The following is a 17732-nucleotide window of genomic DNA, read 5'->3' on the forward strand; positions in this document are numbered from 1 at the left end:
CGATTACATGCATTTTCAGGACGGTGTGGTGCCTGCGCAGACAGTTGTTGCGGAGCGTGTGCGCCCTTACATTCTCTCCATCGCAACATCACAGGGAGTTCGAAATGTTTGAAATCCGACGCGCCAATGAACGCGGCCACGCCAACCACGGGTGGCTCGACTCGTATCACAGCTTCTCTTTTGCAGGCTACGACGATCCGGAGCACGTGCATTTCGGCGCGCTGCGGGTAATCAACGAAGACCGCGTCGCGGCGGGGCAGGGGTTCGGCACGCATGGGCACCGGGACATGGAGATCATCAGCTATGTTCTCGAAGGCGGTCTTGCGCACAAGGACAGCATGGGCAACGGTTCGACCATTCGTCCCGGCGATGTCCAGCGCATGAGCGCCGGCACGGGCGTACGGCATAGCGAATTCAACGGCTCGGCGACCGAGCCTGCGCATTTCCTGCAGATCTGGATCATTCCGGACGCAGCGGGCGATGCGCCGGGCTACGAAGAAAAGCATTTCGACGATGCCGAAAAGCGTGGCCGCCTGCGGGTGATCGCATCGCCGCAAGGACGGGACGGCGCGGTGAAACTGGGCGCAAACGCCGAGCTTTACGCCGGTCTCTTCGATGGCGACGAGCGCGCCGAATTCGAGGTGCCCGCCGGCCGTCGTGTGTATGTGCACGTGGCGAGGGGAGCGATATCGGTGAATGGCGAAGCGCTTTTAGCCGGCGACGCCGCCAAGATCGAGGATGTATCGAAGGTGACGCTCGACCGGGGAACCGGCGCTGAAGTCATCTTGTTCGATCTCGCCTGAGCCGGTTCAACGCCCTGGCTTGTAGATGAAGAAAGGCCGTGGACCCAAAAGTCCACGGCCTTTTTACTGCGCGGCGATCTTGAAAGACGAATGCATCAAAGCATCAAGGCTGTACCGCCGATGCCCCCGCGCCCGGCGCGCCACGGCGCTGCTCCCAGCGCTGATGCATCTTTTCCTGGCGCTCATGCATCTTGGCGAAACGCGCTTTCAATGCCGAGCTGACCGTGGTCTTTTGCTGGTCATTCAACGCGTTGTAGAAGTTCAGCCATGCGGCGCTGGTCTGGTCGCGCAACTGGGCGTTCTGCGCTTCGATCTTCTGATGCGCCGCGTACATTGCGTTCAGATCCAGGATGGGCTGGTTCTTCATGGATTCCATTTGCGAGCGCATCTGCTGATGGCTTGCGCGCATCGCCTCATGGTTTTGTTTCATGGTTTGCAACGCGGATTGCCACAGTTTTTCCTGGTCCGCGTTGAGATTCAACTGGCCGTGCAGCTTGTCCAGTTCCTTCTTCATGCGCATTTCCATTCCGTGCCCGCGATGACCGCCGGGGCCACCGGGACCGCCTTCGGTCATCATCATGCCCGGGCCGCCCGGGGGCGGCGCATCCGGCGTGGCCGCGCTGGCGACGTTGGCTGTACCTATGGACAGCGCGAGCGCCGCGGCGGTGATGGCGAGGAATCGGGACTGCTTCAACATGGCGTACTCCTTTTTGATTTGCGGAGCCCCATGGATTGATCCGGGCAGATGCCGGGATCAACCGGGGCTGATCCGAGTCTGGCAGCGTCGTCTCAGTCGTCGCGCCTTCGGTAAGACACAGCGTAGAGACTCGGCGCGATGCGCGTGTTACGAGCCGCCGCTGCGTTATTACGCCGGTTTACGCGTCGCTTTCGCGGTAACACCCGGTAACTGTTTACGGAGGGTTTGCGGCATCGGCCGGCCCGGACTGGCGTTAAACTGCGTCGCATGGCTACTCAAATACTTGTCGTCGACGACGACTCCGAACTGCGCGATCTCTTGCGCGACTATCTGGTCCGGCAGGGCATCGAGGTATCGGTGCTGCATGACGCAGGCACGCTCGAACGGCGACTCGAACGCGAGCGCCCCGATCTGATCGTGCTCGACCTCATGATGCCGGGTGTGGATGGACTGACCGCGTTGCGCAAGCTCCGCGCGTCGGGCGACGACATTCCCGTGATCATGCTGACCGCCCGTGCTGACGACGTGGACCGCATTGTCGGACTCGAGCTCGGCGCCGACGATTATCTCGGCAAGCCGTTCAATCCGCGGGAATTGCTCGCGCGCGTGCAGGCTGTCCTGCGTCGCCGCCGAACCATTCCTTCAGCGGCGCCCGAGCAGCGGGAACCGTTTTCGTTCGGGCGTTTCCGGCTCGACTTCCAGTCGCGCACGCTGCATCAGGACGAGACGCCGCTCACGTTGTCGGGCAGCGAATTCGCTCTGCTGAAGATTTTCGTCAATCACCCCATGCGTACGCTGACGCGTGAGCGCCTGCTCGAACTGCTGCACGGTCCGGAGTACGACGGCACCGACCGGGGTATCGACGTCCAGGTGTGGCGTCTGCGCCGGATTCTGGAAACCGATCCGTCCACGCCGCGCTTCATCCAGACGGTGCGCGGGCGCGGTTACGTGTTCGTGCCCGACGGCGAGCAAAATGCGTCGGCCCATTGATTCGCTGTTTGGCCGGCTGGTGGTGCTGGTCATCGGCGTGCTGGTGTTGTCGCACGTCGCCTGGTTCGCCGTCATCCGGGTCGAGCGCGACCAGACCCAAACCCGCTACGCAGTAGAAGAGGCCACGTTCCTGGTCGACGCCGTGCGCCAGCACATCGCGAATTCGCCGGATCAGCCGTTGCCCTCCAGCGTGCACGTGGTCGCCCCGACCAGTCCCGAAGTCCCGCGTCCCATTGCCGACGCCGATACCGATCGCGTACCGCCGCCGTTTGCGCGGTTTATCGAAGACTTGCGGGACCGCCTGCCCGATGGCACCGACGTCCGCGTCGGCGAGCCCGGTGGTCCCCCGAGCCTGTGGGTGCGCGGTGCACGCGACGCGAACTGGATCGTCGTGCCGGTCCAGCCGCTGCGTCCGCCGCGTTCGCGCGACCGCATGCTGCTGTGGCTTGCCATCATCTTTTCGACCGCCGTCATGGCGGCGCTCCTTGCCGCGTGGCAGCTCCAGACGCCGTTGCGTTCGCTGGCGCAAGCCGTGGGGCGGTTCGGCCGCGGCGAGCCCACGCCGCCCGTCCCGGAGCGCGGCCCGCGGGAATTGCGGCAACTGACGCACGGTTTCAACCAGATGGTGCGCGAAGTCGCGCAGGCGGAAAGCGACCGCGCGGTCATGCTCGCGGGCGTGGCGCACGATCTCAAGACGCCGCTTGCGCGGTTACGGTTGCGTGCCGAAATGATGGAAGAGGCGAAGCTGCGTGATGGCGTAGTGCGAGACGTGGACTCCATGGCGCATATCGTCGATCAATTCCTGGTGTTTGCGCACGACGGCACGGATCGCAGCGAACCGGTGGAAGTCGATCAGCAATGCGAGCGGATCGCGCGCAGCTACAGGGCGGTCGCGCCGGGCGCGCAGTCAATCCGGACGCGGCTCACGGCCGGACGTGGCTTCGCCTTGCCAGCGGCGACGCTCGACCGCTTGCTGTCGAATCTTCTCGATAACGCTCACGCCTATGGCGCGCCGCCTATCGTGATCGAAACCCTGCGTGGGTCGAACGGCTGGGTTTTGCGTGTCAGCGACAGTGGTGGCGGCATCGCCGCGCAGGATCTCGTGAAGGCCAGCCGGCCGTTTGTGCGGCTTGATCCGGCGCGCGGCGGCAGCGGCCATAGCGGGTTGGGGCTCGCCATTGTGGATCGGCTGGTGCGGCGGGCAGGCGGAGAGTGCGACATCCGCAACCGGGAAGAAGGCGGACTGGAGATCGCAATGACTTTCCCGTTCGATGTCGTCGCAAAAGCGGCGGATCAACTGCATATCGACGGCGTGCTGAAACACGCCTGATGCTCGCCTGATTCGCCCGCGAGGCAGGGCGCGCCAAGGCGCCCTCGCCCGAAACGCTCAGTCGAACAGCGTATTGAGGGCGGAAGCCGCTTCGCTGTCGACGGTGTTGTAGGTCACCGTGGCGGCCTCGAAAATATAATGCGTGGTGTATTTCCCCAGCCGTCCGAGGATCTCCTCCTGAATGACTTCAGGCGCGACATCGAGCCTCAAGTACCAGGTGGTGGACGAGAGCCGCGTCTGGAACGCGCCATACTCGGCCAGCAAGTGATCGAATGCTTCAGCGTCCTGATCGCGGCAGACAATGACCAGATTTCCCTTCATTCACCCCTCCTGAAAACGGCAGATATTCGACTTCGAATGTCGATAATACCTGCTGTCACGCCGCTTGCCCCACTAGACCTTTTGGCCGGTCCGTGCGTTCAGGCTGTCTCGGGATGACGCGGCATGGGCGGGATGGTGTCGGCGGGATGCACTTCGCTGCGGTCGCGGCCGCCCGATTTGGCCGCGTAGAGCGCAAGGTCGGCGCGCTTGAGCAGATTTTCGGCGGTGTCGCCGTCGCACAGGGCGGTGATGCCGATGCTTACACTCAACGCGGTGTCATCGGGCAAATGCGCGCAATGCTCCTGGTTGAAGCGCTTGCGCAGGCGTTCGAGCACCGCGTGGGCATCGGCGAGAGACGTTTGCGGCAGCAGCAGGCCGAACTCCTCGCCACCAAGCCGGCCAACGCCATCGCTCGCGCGCAACTGTTCCTCGCACATCCGCACGAAATGCTCGAGCGCGCGGTCCCCGGTCGCGTGGCCGAAGCGGTCGTTGACCTGCTTGAAGTAGTCCAGGTCGGCAATGGCGACGGACAGCGGCGTGCCCGAGGAAGATGCGAGCTCTACTTCGCGGCGCAGGGTATCGAGGAAATATCGCCGCGACAAAGCGCCGGTCAGCGCATCATGCCGCGCTTCGGCCGAAAGCAGCGTATTGGCCGACTGCAACTGGTTCGCGAGATGCCGCGTCGCCCGATGCAGGCGGCGCTCGCGCAGATACGACACCGTAATCACCACGGCCAGGCCGACCACGCCGAGCGCCGTCAGGAACACGAGCAACTGGTCGCGCCGCTGGTTGCGCAAGATCTCGGACCAGTTCGGCAGCGGATGCACAATATGCGCCGCGAGCCCGGAATTGAGGCCGGTGCGTTCGTCATAAATCGCGGGCGCCGTGCCGTTGCTGGTGCTGAACAAGCCGCTCGAAAGCGTCGGCGACAGCCAGGGCGCGTCCGCCCGCACGCGCTCGCCTATATTGGTGATTCGCAAGGTCTGGAAATCTACGCGCCGGTAGGCATCGAGCCGCTCCGTGCGCGACATCTTCAGCACGGGCGAATCCGGCAGCACGCGGTTTTCGAGCTGGCTTTCATTGGCCATCACGACCACGCCGTTGCTGTCGGTCACGAACGTCCCGGCGCGTGCCACCCAGTGCCGCAAGCGGTCGATGCTCACTTTCGCGATCACCGCGCCCACCAGAAAGCCGTCCCGGTAGATCGGCGTGGCGATGAAAATCCCCGGATCGCCGTTCGTCCGGCCGACGCCATAGGTCTCGTTGAACGCGCCGAGCAGCGCCTTCTGGATATACCCGCGCGCCCGCATGTCGACGCCGACAAAGCTGTTCGAATCGATGGCGTTGCTCGATGCCACGCAAAAGCCCTCGGTATCGACGACCCAGATGTAGTCGAGGCCCGTGAAGCCCCGCGCGTTGCGCAGGAAGTTATCGACTTTTTCCAGCGCGGGCGCGGCGAGCCACTTGGCGCGCCGGTCGGCCGCCGTCGGCGCGGCGCTGGCGGAAAGACCGTGCTGCTGGACCAGCGCGAGCTGGATCATGTCCATCTCGGCGATCGTGGCGGGAATGGCGCGGGACATGGCGAGGTCGCTCGCGATGATCTGCGCGGTGTTATCGACGATGGACGCCGCCATTTGACGTTCCACCCGCATCGATGTGGCCAGTTCTTGCTGTACCATTCGGTCCGACACCAGTCCGGCTGCAACCCAGCACACGCATGCAAGCAACGCGCAGCAAAGCGTCGCTATCGCAAGGTGGAAGGTTGTCTTGTTCATCTGATCTGGCCTGTCTGACTGTCCCGCGGCCCCGCGCGACGAGCAATGTTATGAGTTTTGTGCCGGCACATGAGCATCTTACCGGGCGCGGCCGCGCGCGCCGATGGTACTTGCCCCAAGTGCTGTTGCTGAGCGCCGACAGTGGCGCCTGTTGCAAGAACATGTTTTGTCTGCGCAGGAACCGCGACCTCGTCCGGAGTCCCCTCAAGCCGGCTTTGGTTTGCCCCGGATGTTCCGATTGGACGACGTTTTCTTTCGTCCATCAAGTTTCTTATCGGCGGGAACGGGCTTTTCTTGAGCGATGCAGCGCGGTTTGACGATGCACCGGAACGCCCGCCAGATAACGAAACGTAAACCAGCAGGCTGCGGTTGTGCCTGAAACAAAGTTTGGTGTAGTGTCGTGCCGTCCTGAAAACAGGCATGGCGCTGACCGGCAAGATACAGACGTGGAAATACAGACGCCGGACGATGCCCTGAATCGGGCGCACCGGCCGCAACAAGCCTCAACGGAGAGGGCGTGTAATGGATTTTGGCTTCAATCTGACTCGCACGGCGAATGCTTCGGCGTGGCGTCTATTACCGAATCGCTGGGACTTCGTCGCGTTCCCGCTGATCATCTGCATCCTCGCGCTGACCGCGGTGGGCTTTCACGAGACGCTCGCACCCATCTCGACGCTGCAGACGCAGGCTATTTCGCTGGATCCGTCGAATCTGCCCGAGTACGCGTTACGCACCACGCTGCGCATGCTTGCCGCAATGGTCGCATCGCTCATCTTCACGCTCGTTTATGGCACGCTCGCGGCCAAGAGCCGGCGCGCGTCCATCGTGCTCGTGCCGATTCTCGACATCCTGCAGTCGGTGCCGGTGCTCGGCTATATCTCGTTTACGGTCACGTTTTTCCTCGCGTTGTTTCCCGGACGGGTGTTCGGCGCCGAACTCGCCGCGATCTTCGCCATCTTCACGAGCCAGGCCTGGAACATGACCTTCAGCTTCTACCAGTCGCTGCGCACGGTGCCGCGTGACCTGGACGAAGTCTCGCGCGGTTTTCACCTGACCAACTGGCAGCGCTTCTGGAAGCTCGAAGTGCCGTTCTCCATGCCGGGCCTCATCTGGAACATGATGATGTCGATGTCCGGCGGCTGGTTCTTCGTAGTCGCCTCCGAGGCGATCGTGGTAGGTAACCGGACCATCGTGCTGCCGGGTATCGGCGCGTATCTGGCGACGGCGATCGGCGAGCGCAATCTCGGCGCGATCGGCTGGGTGATCCTCGCCATGACCGTCGTGATCCTTGCCTACGATCAGCTCATGTTCCGTCCGCTGGTCGCATGGGCCGACAAGTTCCGCATGGAAAACACGAGCTCGGGCAATGTGCCTGAATCGTGGCTGCTCGACCTGATCCGGCGCACGCGGCTGATTCACCAGTTGCTGGTGCCGGCCGGCTGGCTCATCGGCAAGCTTGCGCGCGTGCCGCTGAAGCTGCCTTCGCTGCAGGGCGTGAAGCTGCCGCTGCTGGCGAGCGCCGCGTCCGTGTTTACAGCGACGCCCGGGAGAGCGCGCAATACTTCCCGCATTGGCGATATTGTCTGGGCGACGATTGTCGTGGCGCTGACCGCGTTCGTGGTCTGGAAAGTAAGCGTCTTCGTTTCGTCCGGCGTGTCGTGGCGCGAAGTGGGGCATGTCTTCTGGCTCGGGCTGATCACGCTTTTCCGCGTCATGGTGCTGATCGCGATTGCGTCGGTGATCTGGGTGCCTGTCGGCGTGCTGATCGGATTGCGGCCTGCGCTTGCGAGCAAGATCCAGCCGATTGCGCAATTCCTTGCGGCGTTTCCGGCGAACCTGCTGTTCCCGGTGTTTGTCGTGGTGATCGTGAAGTTCAACCTGAATCCGGATATCTGGCTTTCGCCGTTGATCGTGCTCGGCACGCAGTGGTATATCCTTTTCAACGTGATCGCTGGCGCTACGTCGTATCCAAACGATTATCGCGAGGCCGCCGCCAACTTCCAGATCAAGGGCTGGCAATGGTGGCGCCAGGCCATCTTGCCGGGCATCTTCCCGTATTACGTGACCGGCGCGATTACGGCGTCAGGCGGGGCTTGGAATGCGAGCATCGTGGCCGAAGCGGTATCGTGGGGCAATACGAAGATCGTGGCGCACGGACTGGGCGCGTACATCGCGGAAAGCACGGTCAACGGCGATTATCCGAAGATCATTCTCGGGATTGCGGTGATGTCGCTGTTCGTCACGCTCTTCAACCGGTTGTTGTGGCGCCCGTTGTTCGCGTTCGCCGAAGCGCGCTTGCGGCTCGACTGAACGCCGCCGCCGGAACAAAGCCCTTCGAAATCCATAATGTCAGGTCGCCAGCGGCCACACCATTTTGTAATCAGCAACACGCGAGCGCCCATGCCAACGCAGACGAATCCTTCCAGTCAAACGCCGCCATCCACGCCCCCGCGCCTCGGCCGGGAAATCCTGCACGTCGATCAGGTCAGTCGCGGTTTCAACAAGACGCAGGGCGAGTTGCTCGTGCTCGAAGACGTCAACCTGAAGCTGCACGAAGGCGAGATCGTGGGTCTTCTCGGCCGATCGGGGTCGGGAAAATCGACGCTCCTGCGGATCATCGCGGGTTTGATCGAACCGACGGGCGGCCAGGTCACGTACCTGAACGAGCCGCTCAACGGCCCGGCAAAAGGCGTGGCGATGGTGTTTCAGACCTTTGCATTGTTTCCGTGGCTCACCGTGCTGCAGAACGTCGAGGCGGGGCTGGAAGCGCAGGGCGTTCCATCCAAAGAACGGCGCGAGCGCGCGCTGGCGGCAATCGACCTGATCGGTCTCGACGGCTTTGAAAACGCGTATCCGCGTGAGCTGTCAGGCGGGATGCGACAGCGGGTGGGTTTTGCGCGTGCGCTGGTCGTCGACCCGACGCTGCTCCTGATGGACGAACCGTTTTCCGCGCTCGACGTGCTGACCGCCGAGAACTTGCGTACCGACCTGCTCGATCTGTGGACGCAAGGCAAGATGCCGATCAAGTCGGTGCTGATCGTCACGCACAACATCGAGGAAGCGGTGTTCATGTGCGACCGGATTCTGGTGCTGGCATCGAATCCGGGTCGTGTCATGGCCGAGATTCGCGTGCCGTTCAAGCATCCGCGCAACCGTCTCGATCCGGCGTTCCGGCGCTTGGTCGACGATATCTACGCCAAGATGACCGCGCGTCAACTCGGCGAGGAAAAGAAGAAGGGGCTCGAGCTCAGTAGCTGGTTGCCGCAGGTGTCGACCAACCTGATGGCGGGTTTGATCGAGACACTGGCCGCCGACCCGTACCACGGCCGCGCCGACATGCCGGAGATCGCGCGGACGCTGCATCTGGAAGTGGACGATCTGTTCCCGGTCGCGGAAGTGTTGCAGCATCTCGGTTTCGCCGATGTCCGCGAAGGCGATATTTTCCTGACGCCGCCGGCGCGCGTGTTTGCCGAATTCGGTACGCAGGAACGCAAGATGATGTTCGCGGAGCATTTGCTGCGTCACGTGCCGCTCGCCGCCCGGATCAAGAAAGTGCTGAACGAGCGGCCGGGACATCGTGCGCCGCGTGTGCGCTTCGAGCAGGAACTGGAAGATTTTCTCTCCGATAAAGCAGCCGAGGAAACCCTCGACGCCGTCATCAACTGGGGCCGTTATGGCGAGATCTTTTCGTATAACGACCAGACGGAGATCTTCAGCCTGGAAGACGTGGAGTCTTGATGCTGCGCGTAGTGCTTCAGTGAGATACGTGCCATCTGGCGCGGGATAAAAAAACGCGGTGCTTCTGGAAACAGATGCCGCGTTTTTTGCATGTGGACGTACCTGAAAAGGTAGCCGATAACGCGGTTCGCTTCGATCTCACGCACGGAATCCGCCGATTGCCCGTTCTGATGAAAACGTCCGCAACGATCGTTTCGCGCCGGGCGCAAACCCTTGTCCATTGTGGCTTCCAGCGTTTTCGAAAGACTGCTTCGAATCGCTTTTCACAAGATTGCCGAAGCGCAAAACGTACTCTACGCTGGGGAATCCGCCAACGCTGACGGCAAACAAGGAGCCTCCGAAGATGCGTCGACTGCGCTTGCCGTTATCACGCACGAGGCGTTTGTCGGGATTGACGATCGGCGTGACATGTCTGTTGCGCGTGCCGTCGGCGCTCGGCAGTTGCGATAACCTCGCGCCCGTCAGCGGCGAATCTGCTACGTGCGATTCGAGTCTGCCGAATCCATCCCTCACGGGTATCGCGGCGGCTGCCGGAAGCACGGGAGTCACCGTGCGCATCCAGCCGGGTGCAGGCATCAGCGTGAGCAGCAGCAACGCGGTCTTCGTGCGGGATTCGAGCACTGTCACGAACCTGGGTACGTTGCAGGTCAGCGGCGATACCTTCGACGGCATCACCTCCGAAGGCAGCCCGGCTGGCTTCGGACATAACACGCTGACCAATGCGGGCGCGATCCATACAACCGGCGTCGAGTCGGAGGGCATGTACAGCGGCTCGGCCTCAGTCATGATGGTCAACGCCGTGGGCGGCGCGATCACCACGAGCGGAGCGAACTCGGCGGCAATGCTCGATGTATCGGCGGCGGGAGGCGGGAAGCTGACCAACAACGGCACGCTTGCCACATCGGGCGACGACTCCTACGGCATGCTCGCCCAGACCTCCGGCGACGCGCTCGTGAACACCGGCTCGATCACGACGACCGGTTCACGCGCGTACGGCCTGTACGCCAATGGCGGCGCGCCGGGCAACAACACGCTGACAAACCACGGGTCCATCGATACATACGGGGTGAACGCGCACGGCATTGTCTCCGTGGATGCATCGCCCGGTCTTGTCACCAACACTGGGTCGATCGCCGCGCACGGCGCCGACGCGCTGGGCGCTTTTTTCGGGCAGAAGGTCACGCTCGTGAACGCAGCGGGGGCGCGGATAACGAGCGACCAGAGCAACGCCATCGATGCCAACAGTGGCGGCAGCTTTACGAATGCCGGAACGATTTCGGGCGGCAACGAGGGTGTATCGATTGTCGGCGGCGATGCGGACATCGTGAACAGCGGCGTGATTTCGGGCGGCGGCAATCTGGCGGTTTCATCGACAGGGCCGTATGCGATCACGATCACGAACACCGGGACAATATCGGGCGGCGGTGGTGTCGCGGTCTGGACCGATACCGGCACGAACACCTTCAAGATGAACGGCGGCACGGTGACCGGTCTGATCCGGCAAGGCGCCGGCGTCAACACGTTCGTGATGCAGGCGGGACAGGTCGATGACATCGATCAGGGCGGCCCGCAACCGCGTTTCACGCTGAGTGGCGGGCGCGTGAAGGGCGGCCTGACGAACGGCGGCGTGGCGACGATTACTGGCGGGCGTATCGGCAGCGTCGGGTTGACGGCGGTGCAGAACACCTTCGCAATGTCGGGCGGTTCGATCGATGCAAACCTCACCGCGGGTTCCGGGGATACGTCCATGACGCTGTCCGGCGGGGTGATCGGCGGCGCGGTGACGCTTGGCAATGGCACGAACGCCATGACGGTATCGGGCGGTTCGATTGTCCAGGGTCTCGCCGTTGGGGACGGGCAGAATACGTTCAAATGGCTCGACGGCGGGGTGATCGGCGGTGCGGTCACGTTCGGCGCGGGACAGGCGGCGGCCACCTTGTCGAACCTGAGCGACGCGCAACTTGCGTCCACATCGATCTTCGATGCCGGCGCCGGCCGCGACACGCTCACGTTCGATCACGTCGACGCCACCGGGCTGAGCCGCTTCGTGAACTGGGAGAGCGTGGCGGTGACGAACGCGAGCCGCCTGACGCTCGATGCCCACGGCCTCACACTCGGCGACGCCGGAACGCGAACCGGCACGATCGATATCGACTCGACGAGTACGCTTGCCTGGAACGGAGCAGGAACGTCGGCGATCATGGCTGCCGTGGCAGGGGCACGCGTGACGATGAACAACGCTGGGATCATCGATCTGACGGGCGGCACGCGCAATACGCTCGTGGTGAGTGGCGACTACACAGGGCGAGCAGGCCAGTTGCTCGTGGACACGGTCCTTGGCGCGGATGCTTCGCCGAGCGGAAAGCTGGTCATAGCGCAAGGCACCGCTACGGGCGATACATCGATTGGCGTGAGAAACGCGGGCGGCGCCGGCGCCCAGACGATCGCCGATGGAATCATGGTCGTGCAAACGCTTCAGGGCGCCACGACGGCGGCGACGGCATTCTCTCTGGCGAGTCCCGTCAAGGCGGGCGCCTATACGTACTATCTGTTTCGGGGCGGTGTTACGACAGGCACCGGGGATAACTGGTACTTGCGTTCCAGCATTCCGGCGGTGCCGCCGGTGCCGCCTGTCACGCCAGTGCTGCCCGTTACACCGGTCACGCCAGTACCACCGGTTGCACCTTCTGAGCCAACAACGCCAACAACGCCTGTCGAGCCCGCTGCGCCAACCGAACCTACGCCGCCACCTTCGATCGTGCCATCCGTGCCAACCGCGCCGGCGGAGCCGCAACCGCCTACCACAGCAACTCCCCTTTACCGCATCGAAGTCCCGCTCTACGCGGCGGTGCCATCGCTTACGCGCGAGCTTGTCATCGATCAGATCGGCACCTTCCACGACCGGCACGGCGACCAGTCGCAACTCGATGAATCCGGCACGCTGCCCGCGACCTGGGCCCGTGTCTGGGGAAACCACGCGCGCGTTGGCAGCGACACAGGCGTCGATGCGCATTTCAGCGGATTCACGGGCGGCACGCAGATCGGTCAGGACGTCTACGCAGATGCCACTGCGTCAGGAAATAGGAATCACTATGGCTTGCTGCTGGGCGCGGCGCGCGCTTCGGGCGATGTCACCGGCTTCGCGCTTGGCATGCCGTCGGTTCAGGCGGGCAGCGTCGCCGTGGATTCGGCGAGCGCGGGCGTGTACTGGACGCACATCGGCCCCGGTGGCTGGTATGCGGACACCATCGTGACTGGAAGCGCGCTGACGATCAAACCATCGTCGAACGACGGCCTTGCCGTGACCACGCATGGCCGGTCGATCGCGGGATCAGTGGAAGCAGGATTGCCGCTGGCTTTGCTGGCCGGACTGAGCATCGAGCCGCAGGCGCAGGTCATCTGGCAGCATGTGTCCATCAACGATATAAATGACGGCATCTCGACCGTCAGCTTCAGCAACCCGAGTTCGTTCGCCGCCCGTCTGGGACTGCGCGTATCGGGGCGCTGGCAAGCGGGCAGGGTGGCGTTGCAGCCTTATGCGCGCGTCAATCTATGGCGTTATTTCGATGCATCGAGCAACGTGGTCTTCGGAGAAACCACAACGATCCCGGCGCAGTCATCGGCGACGCTGGCCGATTTTCAAACCGGCGTCGCGATCGACGTCAGCGCGCGGGGCAGCCTGTTTGCGAACGTCCATTACGCAATGAACGTGGGCGGCGCCACACGCGCCACAATAGGCGGCGATGCTGGCGTACGCTGGCGTTGGTGAACGGCTCGGCGCACGGCCAATCTCGCAGACAAGTTACTGCAGATTGCCCCAGCGCGCGACGGACGGTTCCGCCGATGCCCATTTCCACGAGCCGCCATTGTCATTGCCCTTGCAAGCCTGGGCGACGAACCAGTCCTGATGTGCGTCGGCCTTGTTGCCATCGGCCACCGAGAACGCGAACTCGCGGCATGTCGCAAGCGCGCTGGTGAACTCCCGCAGTACGCGGACATTGCCGTGGCCATTCTCCACCGGCAGCGTGTGCTTGACGCTCCAGGTTTTTTCATCGCCTATGGGAAGGTCGCCCGCCGTCGTCGCAATGGCGATCTGCTGGTCGCTGTGCAGGCGCTTCATGAGGCGCGCGATAGCTTCGTCGGTCGCGGCCTGCACTACGATGCCCACGCCGAAACCGATTGCCGGGTTGCTCGTGACCACGCCCGTCGATACACCCGCGGCCGCGCCGGCTGCCGCGCCAATCGATCCACAGCCGCTCATGAATACGCAGCTCGCAGCAGCGCCGGCCGCGAGCATCAGGCTCAGACCGGGCCTCATTGCAGCGCGCCCCAGCGCGGCGTGGCAGGTTCCGCCGACGCCCACTTCCACGTCTGTCCGTCGCGACAGATGGAGGCTACGTAGAAGCCGCTGTCGGCGGGCTTGTCCTTCACGGCGTCGGTGTCCACCGAGAACACGATTTCCTTGCAATCGAGCGTGCCGGTACTGATGGTACGGCTGACCGTCACGCGGCCTTTTTCATCCGGCTCGATGGGCACGGTATGCACCGCAGCCCATTGCGCTATGGCCCCGACTGCGAGCGGTCCGGCCGCGCCTGCGATACGGTCCTGCGTATAGGTGTGCATTACCCGCTGGCTGTATTGCACACCGGCTCTGGCGGCAGCAACGGCGCCCAGGCCGATGCCCGTCGCGACGGCAGCATTGCTGGTCACGGCGCCGGCGATCGCCGCACCACCGATACCCGCGCCTGCCACAGCGCCTTCGCTATACAGCGAGTTGCAACCCGAAAGGGTGAAACACGCGATGGCTCCCATCAGGAGCGTTGCCATTGCCGCGGCGTGAGCCGGACGCCGGTAAATCGTTTTCTGCATGATGCTGTTCCTTCCTCGCCTTTCTTGATTCTTTCGATGACGGCAACCGGCTTCTCTCGCGCAAACCTTGAGCGCAAAAGACCTAGCAAACGGAGCGCCCGGGCATTTTGAATGACGTAACAAGGAGGTGGGCAAAGAAATTTGCAAGAAATTGCAAATAAGGGGAACGCGCCGCTTCAAATGAAAAACTGGCGTAACAGTTGGGGCGAAGTCGATGGATCGCGGGAGGATCCATCGACGTAGCGAGCATGGCTTGCAGTCAGCCTTCATTCCCGGCGGGCGCCGACGGCTCCGCTTCGCCGCCTTCGTCATCGTAAGCACCAAGGCGGTTATAGAGGGTCTTCAGACTGACGCCCAAGGCTTTGGCGGCCCGGCGTTTGTCGCCGCCGCAATGCTTGAGCGTGCCGAGGATGATCTGCTTTTGCGCATCGGCGAGCGGTGTGCCTACCCAGACGTTCATGGCATCGCCCTGCGTTATAGGTTTCTTCACCCGCGACGCCAGATGCGGATGCGCAATCTCCACCGTTTTCTCGGCAAGAATGAACGCGCGATACACCGTGTTCTTCAACTCGCGCACGTTGCCCGGCCACGAGTATGTGCGCAGCATGTCGATCGCGCGTTTGCTGAACGACTTGTTGGTGCCTTCCTGCGCGTTCATCTCGGCGAGAAAATGCTGCGCAAGAAATTCGCGGTCGCTGTCGCGTTCACGCAGCGGCGGCGCGCGCAATGGAAACACGGCCAGCCGATACATCAAGTCTTCGCGCAGGCCATTCTCCTTGACCGCCACGATCGGGTCGCGATTGGTCGCGGCGATCACACGGACATCGGAGTGAATCAGCTCATTACCGCCGACTCGAAAGAACGTTCCGGTTTCAAGTGCGCGTAACAGCTTCACTTGCCGCACCGGCGACATCTCGGTCACTTCATCCAGGAACAGCGTTCCGCCATTCGCATGTTCGAAATAACCAAGGCGTCCTTGGACCGCGCCGGTAAAACTCCCTTTCTCGTGCCCGAAGAGTTCCGGCTCGATAAGATTATCGGGAATAGCGCCGCAATTGACCGCAACGAACGGGGCATCGCGCCGGGCGCTTTGATCGTGAATGGTACGAGCAATGAGTTCCTTGCCGGTTCCCGATTCACCGATGATCAACGCCGTGGCATCAGTTGCGGCCACACGTTCTATCTGCGAGTAAAGCTCCATCATCACGGGCGATGAACCGTACAGAAGTCCAAACGACTTCAACCCGGCAATCTCTCCCGCGTTACGTTTCTTCTGCGATGGCGTATCGCCGGAGGCGACGGCCGGCGAGTCCAGATCGGTTGACGCCATGAGTCTTTAAGTCCTGCAAATGTTGTTCGGGCGACAGGGTTTGGCCGGGCGCCAGGACAAGGCGGCAGCACAGTGTTGCGCTGATTCCCGCCCTGTTGGTGGCAGGGAGGCAGCTTCGGCCCCACTATCGCTCAGGGTGACGAAGCATCGTTTAATGGCAGCAGGCCTGGACATTTCAATGAAAGCCGCAAGCGTGCAACTCATCTCGTAATCCGTATTTAACCATCCGCAACGACTTAGCGGCAACGTGCTTTGTTCTGCTTGAGTAATCGCAACACGATTAGCCGCGCGGTACGCCATATTGCGCGCAAACTCCGGAAACCTTCACCGATACCTTGCCTCATTTACACGCGCTGTACGTAATTGTTACGTGCGTCCGGGTATTCACACGCGCGCAATCGATGCAACCCGGCCCGCAATGACTCATCACAAACCGGCTTCGGTCGATATGGCACGGTTTCTGCGTAGCACGTGGCATCTGCAAACGAACGGCCGTGACCCGGCACAGACAGCCATGGAAGATTCCCTGCATTTCGACATCCACGTGCAACAGCGCGCTCGTCCCGCACGTCGTGCACGTGCGCCGCAGCGCGCCGAGGAGCGTCCGGAACTCCTGGCGGCCGAGCCGATCAACGTATATCACTGGGCCGCCGTGGCGCTCGTGACCGCGCTCATGTGCGTGGTGATGGCATGGGCCGCGGGCACACCGGCACTTTCCCGCGCAGCGGGCGTGACGAGTTTCGTGTTCGCCGCGCTCGGCAGCGCGCTCGTCCTGGGCGGCATGCTGCGAACGTTGCGTACGCGCCGGGACGCGTCCACATCATGATCGGCGCATTGGCGGCCGATCGACCACAAGTCAATGGCAAGGGGTTTCAAAACATGAGTCAAACGACAGTCCAGATCTCTTTGGGCAAGCAGAAGATCATCGAGGACATCAAGGTCTTGTTGAACGATTCCGAGGAACTGGTGCGCCTGAGCGCATCGTTGCCGGCTGAAGGCGTGGACGCCCTGCGCACCCGTCTGCGCGACCACGTCGATACCGCCCGCCACGCGCTGGAAGCAGCGCAAGCGGGCGCGCAGGACAAGTACCGCGCGAGCCTAGATGGCACCGTCCGCTACACGCGTGACAACCCTTGGCAGGCGCTCGGCATTGCGGCGGGCATCGGCTTTCTGGTGGGCGTCATCGTTTCGCGATAGAACGTATGCAGTCCCCGATCATCTGAATACAAGGAGAGAAACAATGGCACGACCGAAGATCGGCTTGTTTGGCGCGTTGTTCGCAGTGGGCAGCGTGCTCGCATGGAAATGGGCGCAAACGAAACGCGATACCGTAAAACGCACCCCGCGCGACCTGACGCGCTGGGAAGACGAGGGCGGCAAGGTGGTCACGCCTTCAACTGCAACGGCTGCCGCACGGCCGGTTGCGCCACGGCCCGCCAACGGCAGCAACGGGGCCTTGGGCGGGACGCCGGACGCGTGGCACTTTCCGCACAGCTAAGTCAATCTGCGCGGGTCCCGAGATAGACTTGAAGCATCATCAAAACGCACGCCTCGGCGTGCGTTTCATCTTGATAAAGCCTTATAATCGATGTACTCACTGCAATAACCACGCTGTATGGCAATTATTGCGGGTGCAGTGACATGCCAGTTAATCAATCGGAAAGATTTTCATCTTTCGGCGTGCTTGAGTTCTATCGGTGCGCATTCGGCCTGGCGGGTGAAGTCGTCATCTTCATACGTTTCCACGTGTGACGATGTGTGGCCGGCGCCCCCGGAGATCTCCACGATGCGTTCAGCATCGTGTGACCCTCAACGCTTTGGATAAATTCGAGACGCATGCCACACGTATTGATTGTCGATGACGATCCCAGTACCCGCG

Annotated in this window: 15 protein-coding genes and 2 pseudogenes; 11 read left to right on the forward strand and 6 right to left on the reverse strand. The window is 62.5% G+C overall.

Going from position 1 to position 17732, the window contains the following annotated elements; genetic code table 11:
- Window positions 1-104 precede the first annotated feature (104 nt).
- Window positions 105-803 carry a pirin family protein gene (locus ACFFAR_RS06445; RefSeq protein WP_375507653.1) on the forward strand — a complete coding sequence of 233 codons (699 nt, stop codon included), beginning with the start codon at window positions 105-107 and terminating at the stop codon, window positions 801-803.
- Between the two features lie 103 nt (window positions 804-906).
- Here ACFFAR_RS06445 and ACFFAR_RS06450 read toward each other — a convergent pair whose 3' ends face one another.
- Complete coding sequence (locus ACFFAR_RS06450; RefSeq protein WP_061998915.1) at window positions 907-1500, reverse strand: periplasmic heavy metal sensor; 594 nt, start codon at window positions 1498-1500, stop codon at window positions 907-909.
- A 267-nt stretch (window positions 1501-1767) separates the two neighbouring features.
- Here ACFFAR_RS06450 and ACFFAR_RS06455 point away from each other — a divergent pair, with 267 nt between their 5' ends.
- Together ACFFAR_RS06455 and ACFFAR_RS06460 are read left to right on the forward strand one after the other, a co-directional pair.
- A complete protein-coding gene (locus ACFFAR_RS06455) occupies window positions 1768-2490 on the forward strand; it encodes a response regulator (RefSeq protein WP_031362548.1) in 723 nt (240 codons plus the stop codon).
- On the forward strand, window positions 2474-3820 hold the full coding sequence (locus ACFFAR_RS06460) for an ATP-binding protein (RefSeq protein WP_174363834.1): 1347 nt from the start codon (window positions 2474-2476) through the stop codon (window positions 3818-3820). Before ACFFAR_RS06455 ends, ACFFAR_RS06460 begins: the two co-directional genes overlap by 17 nt.
- A gap of 57 nt (window positions 3821-3877) precedes the next feature.
- Here the strand turns inward: ACFFAR_RS06460 and ACFFAR_RS06465 are convergent, their stop codons facing one another.
- Both ACFFAR_RS06465 and ACFFAR_RS06470 read right to left on the reverse strand, forming a co-directional pair.
- Window positions 3878-4141, reverse strand: coding sequence for a hypothetical protein (locus ACFFAR_RS06465; protein ID WP_056352150.1), 264 nt, complete (start codon window positions 4139-4141; stop codon window positions 3878-3880).
- 98 nt (window positions 4142-4239) lie between these two features.
- Complete coding sequence (locus ACFFAR_RS06470; protein ID WP_174363833.1) at window positions 4240-5916, reverse strand: diguanylate cyclase; 1677 nt, start codon at window positions 5914-5916, stop codon at window positions 4240-4242.
- A 522-nt stretch (window positions 5917-6438) separates the two neighbouring features.
- Here ACFFAR_RS06470 and ACFFAR_RS06475 point away from each other — a divergent pair.
- The 5 genes and pseudogenes from ACFFAR_RS06475 (at window position 6439) to ACFFAR_RS06495 (ending at window position 13423) form a co-directional block, all read left to right on the forward strand.
- Window positions 6439-8226, forward strand: coding sequence for an ABC transporter permease (locus ACFFAR_RS06475; protein ID WP_375507654.1), 1788 nt, complete (start codon window positions 6439-6441; stop codon window positions 8224-8226).
- A gap of 90 nt (window positions 8227-8316) precedes the next feature.
- Window positions 8317-8850: pseudogene (locus ACFFAR_RS06480) on the forward strand (ABC transporter ATP-binding protein); the annotation flags it as partial.
- A gap of 145 nt (window positions 8851-8995) precedes the next feature.
- A pseudogene (locus tag ACFFAR_RS06485) lies at window positions 8996-9121 on the forward strand (hypothetical protein); the annotation flags it as partial.
- A 131-nt stretch (window positions 9122-9252) separates the two neighbouring features.
- Window positions 9253-9654, forward strand: a complete 402-nt coding sequence (locus ACFFAR_RS06490; protein ID WP_368665748.1) for an AAA-associated domain-containing protein — start codon at window positions 9253-9255, stop codon at window positions 9652-9654.
- 343 nt (window positions 9655-9997) lie between these two features.
- A complete protein-coding gene (locus ACFFAR_RS06495) occupies window positions 9998-13423 on the forward strand; it encodes an autotransporter outer membrane beta-barrel domain-containing protein (protein ID WP_375507655.1) in 3426 nt (1141 codons plus the stop codon).
- A gap of 33 nt (window positions 13424-13456) precedes the next feature.
- On the opposite strand, the gene ACFFAR_RS06500 is transcribed toward ACFFAR_RS06495, so the two are convergent.
- From ACFFAR_RS06500 to ACFFAR_RS06510, 3 genes are all read right to left on the reverse strand, one after another.
- The gene (locus tag ACFFAR_RS06500; protein ID WP_174363516.1) at window positions 13457-13972 is read right to left on the reverse strand and encodes a hypothetical protein; all 516 of its coding nucleotides are present in this window, start codon (window positions 13970-13972) and stop codon (window positions 13457-13459) included.
- The gene (locus ACFFAR_RS06505) at window positions 13969-14523 is read right to left on the reverse strand and encodes a hypothetical protein (protein ID WP_075359581.1); all 555 of its coding nucleotides are present in this window, start codon (window positions 14521-14523) and stop codon (window positions 13969-13971) included. Before ACFFAR_RS06505 ends, ACFFAR_RS06500 begins: the two co-directional genes overlap by 4 nt.
- A gap of 259 nt (window positions 14524-14782) precedes the next feature.
- Window positions 14783-15853: a sigma-54-dependent Fis family transcriptional regulator gene (locus ACFFAR_RS06510; protein ID WP_061998922.1), complete on the reverse strand. Its 1071-nt coding sequence runs from the start codon at window positions 15851-15853 to the stop codon at window positions 14783-14785.
- Window positions 15854-16367: 514 nt separating this feature from the next.
- Here ACFFAR_RS06510 and ACFFAR_RS06515 point away from each other — a divergent pair.
- The 3 genes from ACFFAR_RS06515 to ACFFAR_RS06525 are packed head-to-tail and all read left to right on the forward strand — an operon-like array spanning window position 16368 to window position 17351.
- On the forward strand, window positions 16368-16679 hold the full coding sequence (locus ACFFAR_RS06515; protein ID WP_375507656.1) for a hypothetical protein: 312 nt from the start codon (window positions 16368-16370) through the stop codon (window positions 16677-16679).
- Entirely contained in the window at window positions 16676-17050 is a 375-nt protein-coding gene (locus ACFFAR_RS06520) for a YqjD family protein (protein ID WP_373408610.1), read from the forward strand. Before ACFFAR_RS06515 ends, ACFFAR_RS06520 begins: the two co-directional genes overlap by 4 nt.
- Before the next feature lie 43 nt (window positions 17051-17093).
- Window positions 17094-17351, forward strand: coding sequence for a hypothetical protein (locus tag ACFFAR_RS06525; RefSeq protein ID WP_075359580.1), 258 nt, complete (start codon window positions 17094-17096; stop codon window positions 17349-17351).
- Window positions 17352-17732 lie beyond the last annotated feature (381 nt).

Source organism: uncultured Caballeronia sp. (genome assembly GCF_964243625.1).
Lineage (GTDB): Bacteria > Pseudomonadota > Gammaproteobacteria > Burkholderiales > Burkholderiaceae > Caballeronia.